This is a genomic window from Acidisoma sibiricum (assembly GCF_057837225.1).
On record NZ_CM174445.1, the window covers coordinates 117,020 to 128,039 of the forward strand.

Below are 11,020 nucleotides of genomic sequence, written 5' to 3' on the forward strand. Positions count from 1 at the left end.
GCTTATCTCGCGCGGCGGAAGGTCAGATTATAGCGAAAAGGACCGAAGAGCGGATCATGGCCCGCTTTGACCGGCCGGATACCATGATAGAGCAGTCGCGCCGGGCCGCCGAAAACCAGGACGTCGCCGCTTTGCAGCGGGAGAGGCAAAGGCTTGTCGGCCTTGTCCGGTCCACCCACCAGGAAAACGGCTGGCAGGCCGAGAGAGACGGACACGATAGGCTGGCCGAAATCCTGCTCGTCGCCATCCCGATGCAGGCCCATCCCGGCCCTGACCGCATAGCGATTGATGAGGCAGGTATCCGGCGCGAAGCCCGGAAATCCGGCTTCGGCCGCAGCCGTCTCCGCGAGGCTGCGGAACGCATCGGGCATCGCAGGCCAAGTCTGGCCGGTCATGGGATCGTAGCTCTCATAGCGATAGCCGCGCGCGTCTGAGACCCAGCCGCAGGCGCCCGCGCTGGTCATGGCGGCGGCCATTCTGCCGCCGCGGCGGGTGGTCATGAAACGGAAGGGGGCGATTTCGGCCAGGGCCTGGATCAAAGGCTGCAAATCCGCCGGTTCAGCCCGGCCGCGCAGCAGCAGCATGCCCTCAGGCAGACTGGGGTGCTCTGGCGGTAGATCGAGGCTGGAAAAAAGATCGCTCAGCGGAAGGCCACCCAGCCGCGCGGGCCGCTCAGGCGGACTGCGGCAAGGTAAAAAGCCGGGACACCTCGTGCAGGTCCGGGGCCACCGGATGGCGCGTAGACGGCACGGTGCCGTCTGCCTCGCGCACCAGCTGGCAGGTGCGGAAACCTGCCGCCGCTGCAGCATCCAGCTCGGCCTCGACATCCGACAGAAATAGAATGAGACCGGCCGGCAGCCCGACCTCGGACCGGATGGAATCATAGCTCGCGCGTTCGCGCTTCGGCCCGACACGCGTGTCGTAGAAGCCGGAGAAGAGCGGCGTCAGATCGCCCGCCTGGCTATGGCCGAAAATACCGCGCTGCGCTTCGACGGAACCCGACGAATAGACGTAGAGCGGCAGACCTTCCCGCTTCCAGAAGGTCAGGCACTCGGGCACTTCCGCATAGAATTGCGCGACGAGGTCCCCCGACGCATAGCCTTCGCGCCAGATCAGACCCTGGAGGGTCTTGAGCGGCGTGACTTTCTGATCGAGGTCGCTCCAGCGCAGCAGCGTCGCGACCGGATCAGCCTCGGGCTCCAGATCGCGGGTTTCGGCCAGAGCAACCTGGACCGCGGCATCATGCGTATGGGCGGCCACGAAGTCGGGCAGCCGCATGCGGGCATAAGGAAACAGAGTGTCCCGCACGAGGCTGATCGGCGTCACCGTACCTTCGATATCGAGCAGCACCGCCTCCACGGGATGGATGACGGTGAGGTCAGTTTCCTCAGGCTGGCGATCGGCGAGGTCGGTCATGGGGTCCCTCAAGCGGCAGGAAAGCGCTTGCTAATATCGTTCCCGGTGAAATGGGGAACCCAGCCGGAGGTGTCGGTAAACACACGGAGAGCGGTAAAGAAGGGCCGTTCGCCGGCGTCGAACCAATGCTTCACATTGGCGGGCACGCTGATGAGATCGCCCGCTGTGCAATGCGCGTCATAGATGCGCTCATTGAGATGCAGGACAAAATTGCCTGAGCCATGGACGAAGAAGCGGATCTCATCCTCGGTATGGCTATGTTCGTTGATGAATTTTTCGCGCAGCGGCGTGGCCTGCGGGTGATCCGGCGTCAGCTTGATGACATCGGCCGAACCGGCGCCCGCATCGCCCATGAGCTTATTGAGGTAGGGACGGTAAGCGTCCAGGATTGTCTCGGCGTCATCCTCAGGCGCCAGCGTCACCGGGCTTTCCCATCGCTCGAAGCGCACGCCGATAGCGTTCAGCTCACGCGTGATCACCTCGGCGTCCTCGCTGCGGAGAAGCGGGACCTCGGGATTGTCGTCAGTATAGATCGTCAGACGGCTCATACGAGTTTCCTCCGTTCAATTTCAGTTGCCAGGAGGAATTCTAGCGCTTCCAATCGGTAAAGGGCAGCATTCACGTCCGAGCCCCAGACATAGATCCCATGCCCACGCAGCACATAGCCGATCGGAGCCTGGCCGTGTTCCAGCAAAGGCTGCAACCGGGCAGCGAGGCGCGGCATGTCCTGATCGTTGTCGATAATCGGCAAAGAGATGGAAACGTCATGCGTGCCGACGACGTCGCTCCAGGCCTTGAGGATTTCATAGCCCTCAAGCTGGATGGCGGATGCGCCCGGCAAAGCCATGGTCAATGCGGTCGCCGGAATGGAATGGCCATGCAGCACGGAACCGATCTGCGGCCAAAGCGCATAGATCTGGCAATGCAACAGGGTTTCCGCGCTCGGCTTCATGCCCGGTGTCAGGGAATGGCCGGCAAAATCGACCTCAATGATGTCACGGGTGTCCAGAAAACCCTTATGGACACCGCTGCGGGTGATAGCCATGCGCTCACCCGGCAGACGCGCGCTGAGATTGCCGCTCGTGGCGGGCACCCAGCCGCGCAGATCCATACGCTGTCCGGCCGAGACCAGAGCACGGGCCACAGGTGGCGGCACAGACCCCACCGCTGATTCGGCCATAGCCGAAGCGGCAAGGCCCCCGGCTGCCAGCCCGTCCGCCATCATCGCCATGCCATGTCCTTCAGGCAACGCCGAGCCAGGGCTCAGCCCTGGCTGTGAACCGACGTCGTCTCGCGCTTCGGGACGGTGGTTTCGGGTCCCGGCGCGGACAGGCTGCCCTGCGGCGTGCCGTCGGCCATCTTCGCATCATCATCGTCGGCCATGTTTTTCTTGAAGGATTTGAGGCCCTTCGCAAAATCACCCATCAGATGGCTGACCTTGCCGCTGCCAAACAGCAGCAACAGGACCACGATAACGATAAGCCAATGCCAGATGCTCAACGAACCCATTTTGCCTCCCTCGGGGATAAGCCCCCAAGCTGCCTGTCTGATGTCACGAGGGCAGCATCACGGCAAGCCACTACCCCAGGTCAAGCATCATAGTCCGACTGCAGCGCTTTCACCAGTTGGCAGAAACAACAAGGGCTGACCCGGACAGGCGGTTTCGACTTGTCCACAGCTTTCTCAGCCGGACCCGCACTCAATCATTGGCGTCGGAGCCTAAGCTCTATACATTATCTAGTAGTCACCTGGGCGAAGGACCACGAGATGGAGTGGAACGAGACGATTATAGCTGAGCTTAAGGCACTTTGGGCCGAGGGCTTGTCTACGGCCGAGATCGGTCGACGCCTGGGTATTTCCAAGAATGCGGTGGTCGGCAAGGCCCATCGCCTCGATCTGTCGCCCCGCCCCTCCCCCATACGCCGCAGCGAGCGCGGCCAAAGCCCGCCGGCAGTGGCGCCACGGGTAACGGGCCCAACGCTGGCACCGCTGCCTTCCGGCCCTCAGATCGTCTCCCCCGTCGTGGCAACGGCCATGGCTGCGGCACCCGTCGCGGTCAAGGCGCCTGCCCCACGCCGCCTGGCGGCCGTGGCTCCGGCCCCGGTGGTGCGCGTCTCCGCATGCTGCTGGCCTGTGGGAGAGCCCGGCAAACCCGGCTTTCATTTCTGTGACGGCGCCGCTGTGGCCGGTAAGCCCTATTGTGCCGACCATGCGCAATTGGCCTATGTGAAGATCCGCGACCGCCGCGAAAACGCGGCCTGATCGCGGAAATCGTCTTCTGAGGCGCTGACCGTTGACACAAAGCGACCGCGTGGTCGCTTTGTGCGCTGATCCATCGCTGGGATAAGAAAGCCGATAGACTCGGTGTGGTGAGGGTCTTATCTCAGGACTGTCACAATCCGACATCGAGATGGCATGACCTTCCACCAGCGATGGCACGGATAAATGTCCGAAAGCCTTGATTTTCTTTGGGCGCATGAGGCCGGCGGCCTCACCTCCATCACGCAGCCCTGCCCCAATTGCGGCGCCGGGGCGGACAAATCTCCCATCTGCCTGTCCCGCCCCGGTCATCTTCCCGTGTGGACGCTGCTGCGCTGTCCCGCCTGCACCTGTGGGTTCTATGCCGACCAAAGCGTAAGCGACTATGGCGATGAAGGCATGTCCGCCGAGTCGACCACGTATTTCCTGCAGCAAGGCGCCGCGGTCGGTATTTTTGCCGACATCCTGGCCCATATCCAGAAGCCGCCGGGCGCGACCTATGTCGAAATCGGCTGCGGCTTCGGCTTTGGCCTTGATGTTGCGTATCACGCCATGGGCTGGTCGGCGCGCGGCATGGACCCCGCCGAACTGTCAGTCGTCGGCCGCCGCATGCTGGGCGTCGATATAACCCCGGCCTATTTCGATCCGACCACGGTACCCTCCGGCAGCTGCGACGTGGTGATGGCGACCGAGGTGCTGGAGCATCTGCCCGACCCCGCGAATTTCCTGCGTGACATTCGCCGGGGATTGAAGCCGGACGGCATCGCCGTGCTGACGACCCCCGATATCGCGGCCGTGCAACCGGCGATCGCAAAGCCGGTTCTGAGCGCCACTTTGACGGTCGGCCTGCACCTTATTCTGCAAAGCGCGCGCAGTCTCGAATTCCTGCTGCGACAAGCCGGGTTCACGCATGTCTCGGTACGGAGCGACGGATGGAAGCTGATAGCCTTTGCCGCTTGCATGCCGCTTGTCTTGCAGGAGGATGCCCGCGCCCGGCAGGCCATTGCGATCCGCTATCTGACCGATCGGTCAGCGCAACGCGCGGAGGCTGACGATCTTTATTTCGGCTTTGCGGGACGGGCCTTTGTCGAAGCGGTCTCAGCTGAGGATAGCATTGCTGCCGCACACATCTGGCAGGATCTGGCTCCACGGCTAAGGTCACGTTATCGTATCGATGTCGATACGATAGAAACTGCGATCGCGCGCGCAGATGGGACCGGGGCCGCGGCCATATCTGACGTCCTGCCGCTCAACCTCGCGGCAATTATGCTGGCCCGCGCATATCAGAGGCTGCAAATTGGAGAGACCAGGACCGAGCTTTTGCCACGATTTGTTGCAATTGGTGCGGTCTGCGCACCATTGTGGTCCTGGTTCGACCGGCTGCAGATCGGCGATATGCAGACGAGGCAGATCCTTTGGGTGGCACAGGCGGAGGTCGTTCTCTGTGTCGCGACGCAAGGGAAACGAGCGGTTGTGACGATGATGAGGAAACTTGCTGAATCCCCGACGGGGTCTGGACGAGACGCGATCGTGCGGCGCGCCGTCGACATTCTGATCCACGGCGAAAGGCCATACTTGGCCGCAAGGGTTGCGCGACGCGAACTGCTTCCCCACATGAATCAAAGGGGAGATACATCCTTACCCGCGGTAATGCAGAGCTTCGCGCGGGAAATCTTTTATCGGATACGGCAGATGCGGCGTGCCTGAGGAGATAGCGATAAGCGAACCGACGTCCCGTTACGTTCTTGGAGAACCTATCACCTGGCGGGTCCTGGTGCGACGGTTTCGCCATGCCGATAACCGGTCTGCCGCTGCACGCAACCTTGCCCGGCATGCCATGCGAGCCTTTGTCGGCCGAGCGATGCGGTTGTCTCAGCCCCTGCGCATTGTGGCTCGTGAAGTCGGGGTCAGACTGCGGATCGGCTTGGCCTGGCCCCTGGGTTTTCTCCATTCTACCCATCAGGTGGTGGAACAGTATGAGTCCACAGGCCAGCCGCTGGGGGCAAATGTCGCTGTCTTTGTCCATTTTGATGCGGCCGGGCGGGTTCTGCCGCCGACGCGCGCTTTTTTGCGCGGCCTGGAACGGGCGGGACTGTCCATCGTTTTCGTCACGAATTCCGGCTATATTCAGGATGAAGACAAGGCTTTCCTGCGGGACCATTGCAGTGCCGTTTTGATCCGCCGCAATATCGGCTATGATTTCGGCGCCTGGCGTGACGCGCTGGACACGATGGGCTTGCCCCGGGCAGAGACCCGCGCCATCTATCTGGTCAATGACAGCGTCTATGGTCCCTTCACCGATCTGGCGCCGCTGCTGGCCTCGATTGATTTCGCGCGCGCCGATATCTGGGGCGTGACCGAAAGCTGGCAGCACCACTACCATCTGCAGTCTTTCTTCCTCGCCTGTGGCGAAACGGCGATCCGCAGCCCGGCTTGGCGGCGATTTTGGCACTCTGTGCGGCCCATTCCCTGCAAGGATTGGGTTATTCGCCACTGCGAAATCGGCTTTACCCGCGCCCTGGCAAAAGACGGTATCCGCACCGCCGCGCTTTTTCCAAACGAAGCCTTGCTCGACGATACCGAGCTAGAACGGCTCGAGCGGCTGGTGGCTGCCGATGATGAGGTCGAAGGTCGCGATGCCCGGCTACGCGCCGAGGCCGTCCATGCCGAACGCATCCTGACGTGCGCCAAGCGCGAACCGGTGCCGCTCAATCCGTCCATCGATCTCTGGCGCCAGCTGCTGCAGGCCGGGTATCCCTTCCTGAAGCGGGAGCTGCTGCTGCGCAATCCGACCAAGGTCACGGATGTCTTCGAGTGGGAGGAGGTGGTGGCGGAGTCGCTGCATGCTGATCCGCAGCCGCTGGCGGATGAAATCCGCCGATCCCTCGGCAAACGCCTGGCCGAGGTCTGGAACGACCCAGAGGGCGAGCAGCCTAAAAACGCGGCCTGACCTGATATGGTGTCATGAGGCCGGGCGGTTCAGGGCGCCTGCCAGCGTGCGGCCGCCATGTCATCGGCAGCCTGCGCATCCACCCAGCGGTCACGGCCGTCCGCCAAATGCTCTTGCTTCCAGAAGGGCGCCCCCACCTTGAGCCAATCGATCAAAAAGCCTGCCGCGTCCAAAGCCGCTTTGCGGTGGGCGGCGGCCGTCAGCACCAGCACGATCTGGCCTGACAGTGGGATGCGCCCCGTTCGGTGGATGATCCTGCACGACGACAGGGCAAATCTGGCCTCTGCCTCCGCCGCCACGGCGGCGATCGCGCGCTCGGTCATCCCGGGATAGTGTTCCAGAGTCATGGCTGTGATCGGCGCCTCGTCCGAATTCCGCACCAGGCCGATGAATGAGGCGACGGCGCCAATATCACCCGCTTCCCGCAGCAAGGCCGCGAGTTCGGCAGCGACATCGAAATCCGCCGGTCCAACACGGATGAAGGCCATGCTCAGCCTCCGGTGATAGGGGGGAAAAGAGCAATTTCATCGCCAGCCGCGATCCGCGACGCATCGGAGGCGAAGTCCTGATTGACGGCACTGCGGATGCGGGCCGTTTCGGTCAGCACGTCGCCATAGGGGGAGCCGCGCTCCCGCAGCCACTCAAGCAAGGCGCCGACAGTGTCGACCCGCGGTGGGAGTGACACTTCTTCCTCGGCGCGGCCCAGACGCTCACGCAGCCAGGCAAAATAGAGCAGCCGCACTACCATCACGATACCTTATGAGAGACTGGGGTCCCGGCGAGGTAGTGCTGAACAGCGCCAGCCTCAATGCGGGCTGGGCACGCTGCTGATGGTCCCGTTGGGCATAACCAGAGTGCTGGTGCCATTTCCGTTGGGAATGAGGATAGCACCGGCCTGGCCATTGATCGGCGCCAGCGTCTGATAGTTCGCCGTGCCCCCAATGATGGTGGTTGCCCCAGACGGGGTCGTAATGGGCGTGCCCAGCTTGGGCATGGTCAGATTAGGCGGCGCCGAACTCGTGGTCATGTTGGAGAGCGGTGCCGTCGTGCTCAGCGGGCTGCTGACCGAAGGCGGACGCACCGTACCGCCTGAGACCGGCGCCTGCGAGGGCACGCCTTGCATGCCCGGCAACGTGTTCAGGTTCGGCATCTGGCCAGTGCCTGCCGGCACCGGCCCCAGCTGCGGGGCCCCGTTGCCGTTCAAATCCATCTGCTTCTGAATATCGGCAAGCGTCGGCATCGCCGGAATGGCCGTGGGCCAAACCTGGCCGGATTCCGGCACCAAGGGTGTTGCCACCCCCGCATTGCCATTGGCCCGTTGCATCGAAAGGCTGTCGTTTCCGACCGGCTTATTCGGGTTGCTCGCTAATGTATGCGTGTCGCCAATGAAATGGTCGAAACCGGTGCAGCCCGAGAGAAGAAGCAGCCCGGTCAGAGCAATCCGCCGCATGAAGGTCGCATCCTTGATCTTGCCCGAGAAGAGGGCCGGTCGCGGGGCGGGCTGTCCCGTCGCGCTTCACTGCCTAGATGCCATGGCTGAGGGGGAGCCATCAAGGAAGCGACCGACGTTATTCGCGTGTCGGCCTCAGCTGCCGGCCTGCGCATCACCCCGGCCGGTGCCAAGCTCGGCATGACGGATGCCAGCGGTGAGATAATCCCACCCGGTGATAATGGTCAGAATGGCCGAGATCCACAGCAGAACGATGCCGATCAGCCAGACCGGCAGCCAGCTGATATGCAGAAGCTGCGCCGTGCCATTGCCCGCGATGAGGAAACCGAGCGCCCCGATCTGAAACGTCGTTTTCCATTTGGCGAGGCGTGTCACGGGCAGACCGATACGGATTTCGGCCAGAAATTCACGCAATCCGCTGACCAGGATTTCACGGCACATGATGATGATGGCGGGATAAAGCCCCCAGGGACCCAGCCGCCCGTCGCCGGCCAGCATGATCAGCACGGCGCCAACCAGAAGCTTGTCGGCGATCGGGTCGAGCATACGCCCGAGATCGGAGAACTGCTTACGGCTGCGGGCGAGCCTGCCGTCCAGATAATCGGTAATGCCGGCAAGTGCGAAGATGATGCAGGCCGCCAGATCCCCACTCGGCAAATGCAGCGAGGCAAGCACGATCAGCACCGGAATGGCGGCGATACGCGAGAGGGTCAGCACATTGGGCAGGTCTGTGATCATGAGAGCCTCAGCTTAGAGCGTAATCGAGTGAAGCACACTCTAAGACATCGATCGGGGTCTGATTCTCGGTCCAGATCGAGCGCTGGCGCGACGCAATCTGGATCGATCAGATCCTAAGGCAGAGGCGCCTGTCAGGAAACGCCTTCCATGCGGACCCCGGGGTGAAAATGCGCATAGACGCGCTTGGCTGTCTCCCGATTTATGCCGGGAACCGCTGCGAGATCATTGAGGCCCGCTTGCTTCACGCCTCGGGCGGAGCCGAAGTGATGCAGCAGCGCGCGCTTGCGGGCGGCGCCGATTCCGGCAATCTCATCCAGTTCACTTTTTGAAATCTCCCGCGACCGGCCCGAGCGATGGGTGGTGATGGCGAAGCGATGGGCCTCGTCCCGCAGGCGCTGCAGGAAATAGAGCACAGGGTCGCGCGGGGGTAGCTGGAACGGCTCGTGCCCTTCGCGGTGAAACCACTCGCGGCCGGCATTGCGGTCGGGCCCCTTGGCGATGGCCACGAGCGGAATATCGGCCACCCCCATCTCCTCCATCACGGCGCGGGCAGCCGAGAGCTGGCCGGCCCCGCCGTCGATGATGACAAGATCGGGCCAGTGGGGGTCGTCACGGTCTGCGTGTTCCTTCAGCGCGCGGCCGAAGCGGCGCTGCAGCACTTCCCGCATCATGCCGAAATCATCTCCCGGTGCAACGGGACCCTTGATCGCGAATTTGCGGTAGGCCTGCTTTGTCAGCCCCTCGGGGCCGGCCACGACCATAACGCCATAGGCATTGGTGCCCATGATGTGGCTGTTGTCGTAGGTCTCGATACGCTCAATCGGGCCGGCCAGACCGAAAAGCGCGGCCGTCGCGTCCAGCAGTTTCCCCTGCCCTGCCGTCTCAGCGAGCTTGCGTTCCAAACTCTCACGCGCATTGAGTTCGGCATGGGCGACGACCGCGCGCTTCTCGCCACGCTGGGGCACGCTGATGGTGACGGCCCGACCGGCCTTGAGCGACAGCGCCTCGGCGATCAGCGCCTCTTCTTCGGGAGGGTGGTTGAGCAGCAACAGCGGCGGCGGCGGCTTGTCTTCATAAAACTGGGCGATAAAGGCAGCCAGAACCTCAGCCAGTTCCTCGCCCTTGGTATGGCTCGGATAGAAGGCTCGGTTGCCATTATTGTGTCCGCCACGGACAAAGAAGACCTGCACACAGGTTTGCCCCGCAATCTGCCAGGCGGCGATGACATCGGCGTCGTTCAGGCTGGCAGGGTTGATCACGCCTGTTCCCTGCACATGGGACAGACCGCGGATGCGGTCGCGCAGGGTCGCGGCGCGCTCGAATTCCATCGCCGTCGAAGCCTGGTCCATCTCAGCGGCGAGCTGCTGCTGGATGGCCGCGGCGCGGCCGCTGAGGAAGGCCTTCGCCTGCGCCACCAAGGCCGCATAATCTTCTTTCGTGATGTGATCGACGCAGGGCGCCGAGCAGCGCTTGATCTGGAACAGCAGGCAAGGCCGGGTCCGGTTCGCGAAGACGCTGTCGGTGCAGGAGCGCAGCAGGAACAGCCTTTCCAGCGCCGTCAGGCTTTGGTTGACCGACCAGGCCGAGGCGAAAGGTCCCCAATAGGTGCCCTTCCGCGTCTGCGCGCCGCGATGCTTCACCACCTGCGGGAAATCATGATCCTCGGTCAGCATGAGCCAGGGGTAGCTCTTGTCGTCCCGCAGGACGATGTTGAAGCGAGGCTTCAGACGCTTGATGAGATTCGCCTCAAGCAGCAGCGCCTCGGCCTCGGTATGGGTGGTCACGATCTCCATGGAGATCGTTTCCGCCACCATGCGGCGCAGACGCTCCGGCAGGCGGGCGATCTGGGTATAGGAGACGACACGCTTCTTCAGACTGCGCGCCTTGCCGACATAGAGCGCATCACCCTTGCCATCGAGCATCCGGTAGACGCCGGGGACGAGCGGCATCGTCTCCAGCGCACGCTCGATCACCGCCACGCCATGCGTGATGGAGACCGGACGGGCAGCGGCCTGCGGCTCCTCTCCGGGACCTCCAGGAGCAGAATTTTCGGTTTCGCTCATGGTAGCCATCCTAGCGGAAAATCCGCTCCCGCGGGGCAAGACCCCCTGTGGATATCTTTGTGGAGCGTTCCGCGCAGCCTAGGCTTCTGCTGAGGGGGAAGACCTGGGGATGCTGTGGACGATTTTCGCAACTAACGCGGTAAG

Annotated in this window: 13 protein-coding genes; 3 read left to right on the top strand and 10 right to left on the bottom strand. The window is 62.9% G+C overall.

Annotated features, from left to right (window positions below; all coding sequences use genetic code 11):
- Positions 1-2: 2 nt before the first annotated feature.
- The 5 genes from AC3G7M_RS00560 to AC3G7M_RS00580 form a co-directional block, all read right to left on the bottom strand.
- Positions 3-584, bottom strand: coding sequence for an alpha-ketoglutarate-dependent dioxygenase AlkB (locus AC3G7M_RS00560; protein WP_489213749.1), 582 nt, complete (start codon positions 582-584; stop codon positions 3-5).
- A gap of 88 nt (positions 585-672) precedes the next feature.
- Positions 673-1,416 carry an acireductone synthase gene (mtnC, locus tag AC3G7M_RS00565; protein ID WP_489213750.1) on the bottom strand — a complete coding sequence of 248 codons (744 nt, stop codon included), beginning with the start codon at positions 1,414-1,416 and terminating at the stop codon, positions 673-675.
- An 8-nt stretch (positions 1,417-1,424) separates the two neighbouring features.
- Positions 1,425-1,964 (bottom strand): 1,2-dihydroxy-3-keto-5-methylthiopentene dioxygenase, encoded by a 540-nt coding sequence (locus AC3G7M_RS00570; RefSeq protein ID WP_489213751.1) that lies wholly within the window; start codon positions 1,962-1,964, stop codon positions 1,425-1,427.
- Positions 1,961-2,596, bottom strand: coding sequence for a methylthioribulose 1-phosphate dehydratase (locus tag AC3G7M_RS00575; RefSeq protein WP_489216117.1), 636 nt, complete (start codon positions 2,594-2,596; stop codon positions 1,961-1,963). Before AC3G7M_RS00575 ends, AC3G7M_RS00570 begins: the two co-directional genes overlap by 4 nt.
- 83 nt (positions 2,597-2,679) lie before the next feature.
- Positions 2,680-2,925: a twin-arginine translocase TatA/TatE family subunit gene (locus AC3G7M_RS00580; protein ID WP_489213752.1), complete on the bottom strand. Its 246-nt coding sequence runs from the start codon at positions 2,923-2,925 to the stop codon at positions 2,680-2,682.
- A 258-nt stretch (positions 2,926-3,183) separates the two neighbouring features.
- Here AC3G7M_RS00580 and AC3G7M_RS00585 point away from each other — a divergent pair, with 258 nt between their 5' ends.
- From AC3G7M_RS00585 to AC3G7M_RS00595, 3 genes are all read left to right on the top strand, one after another.
- Positions 3,184-3,678: a GcrA family cell cycle regulator gene (locus tag AC3G7M_RS00585; protein ID WP_489213753.1), complete on the top strand. Its 495-nt coding sequence runs from the start codon at positions 3,184-3,186 to the stop codon at positions 3,676-3,678.
- Between the two features lie 183 nt (positions 3,679-3,861).
- Positions 3,862-5,382, top strand: coding sequence for a methyltransferase domain-containing protein (locus AC3G7M_RS00590; RefSeq protein ID WP_489213755.1), 1,521 nt, complete (start codon positions 3,862-3,864; stop codon positions 5,380-5,382).
- A gap of 217 nt (positions 5,383-5,599) precedes the next feature.
- Positions 5,600-6,625, top strand: coding sequence for a rhamnan synthesis F family protein (locus AC3G7M_RS00595; RefSeq protein WP_489213757.1), 1,026 nt, complete (start codon positions 5,600-5,602; stop codon positions 6,623-6,625).
- Between the two features lie 29 nt (positions 6,626-6,654).
- On the opposite strand, the gene AC3G7M_RS00600 is transcribed toward AC3G7M_RS00595, so the two are convergent.
- The 5 genes from AC3G7M_RS00600 to uvrC form a co-directional block, all read right to left on the bottom strand.
- Positions 6,655-7,113, bottom strand: a complete 459-nt coding sequence (locus AC3G7M_RS00600; protein ID WP_489213759.1) for a molybdenum cofactor biosynthesis protein MoaE — start codon at positions 7,111-7,113, stop codon at positions 6,655-6,657.
- A 2-nt stretch (positions 7,114-7,115) separates the two neighbouring features.
- Positions 7,116-7,373 (bottom strand): molybdopterin converting factor subunit 1, encoded by a 258-nt coding sequence (moaD, locus tag AC3G7M_RS00605; protein ID WP_489213761.1) that lies wholly within the window; start codon positions 7,371-7,373, stop codon positions 7,116-7,118.
- A 57-nt stretch (positions 7,374-7,430) separates the two neighbouring features.
- On the bottom strand, positions 7,431-8,075 hold the full coding sequence (locus tag AC3G7M_RS00610; RefSeq protein WP_489213763.1) for a hypothetical protein: 645 nt from the start codon (positions 8,073-8,075) through the stop codon (positions 7,431-7,433).
- 135 nt (positions 8,076-8,210) lie between these two features.
- Positions 8,211-8,813 carry a CDP-diacylglycerol--glycerol-3-phosphate 3-phosphatidyltransferase gene (pgsA, locus tag AC3G7M_RS00615; protein WP_489213765.1) on the bottom strand — a complete coding sequence of 201 codons (603 nt, stop codon included), beginning with the start codon at positions 8,811-8,813 and terminating at the stop codon, positions 8,211-8,213.
- 131 nt (positions 8,814-8,944) lie between these two features.
- Positions 8,945-10,876, bottom strand: coding sequence for an excinuclease ABC subunit UvrC (gene uvrC / locus AC3G7M_RS00620; RefSeq protein ID WP_489213767.1), 1,932 nt, complete (start codon positions 10,874-10,876; stop codon positions 8,945-8,947).
- Positions 10,877-11,020 lie beyond the last annotated feature (144 nt).

Excerpts from the sequence above, each read along its gene's own strand:
- AC3G7M_RS00560 (WP_489213749.1), bottom strand. The coding sequence starts at position 584 with ATGCTGCTGCTGCGCGGCCGGGCTGAACCGGCGGATTTGCAGCCTTTG.
- mtnC (WP_489213750.1), bottom strand. The coding sequence starts at position 1,416 with ATGACCGACCTCGCCGATCGCCAGCCTGAGGAAACTGACCTCACCGTC.
- AC3G7M_RS00570 (WP_489213751.1), bottom strand. The coding sequence starts at position 1,964 with ATGAGCCGTCTGACGATCTATACTGACGACAATCCCGAGGTCCCGCTT.
- AC3G7M_RS00575 (WP_489216117.1), bottom strand. The coding sequence starts at position 2,596 with ATGGCCGAATCAGCGGTGGGGTCTGTGCCGCCACCTGTGGCCCGTGCT.
- AC3G7M_RS00580 (WP_489213752.1), bottom strand. The coding sequence starts at position 2,925 with ATGGGTTCGTTGAGCATCTGGCATTGGCTTATCGTTATCGTGGTCCTG.
- AC3G7M_RS00585 (WP_489213753.1), top strand. The coding sequence starts at position 3,184 with ATGGAGTGGAACGAGACGATTATAGCTGAGCTTAAGGCACTTTGGGCC.
- AC3G7M_RS00590 (WP_489213755.1), top strand. The coding sequence starts at position 3,862 with ATGTCCGAAAGCCTTGATTTTCTTTGGGCGCATGAGGCCGGCGGCCTC.
- AC3G7M_RS00600 (WP_489213759.1), bottom strand. The coding sequence starts at position 7,113 with ATGGCCTTCATCCGTGTTGGACCGGCGGATTTCGATGTCGCTGCCGAA.
- moaD (WP_489213761.1), bottom strand. The coding sequence starts at position 7,373 with ATGGTAGTGCGGCTGCTCTATTTTGCCTGGCTGCGTGAGCGTCTGGGC.
- AC3G7M_RS00610 (WP_489213763.1), bottom strand. The coding sequence starts at position 8,075 with ATGCGGCGGATTGCTCTGACCGGGCTGCTTCTTCTCTCGGGCTGCACC.
- pgsA (WP_489213765.1), bottom strand. The coding sequence starts at position 8,813 with ATGATCACAGACCTGCCCAATGTGCTGACCCTCTCGCGTATCGCCGCC.
- uvrC (WP_489213767.1), bottom strand. The coding sequence starts at position 10,876 with ATGAGCGAAACCGAAAATTCTGCTCCTGGAGGTCCCGGAGAGGAGCCG.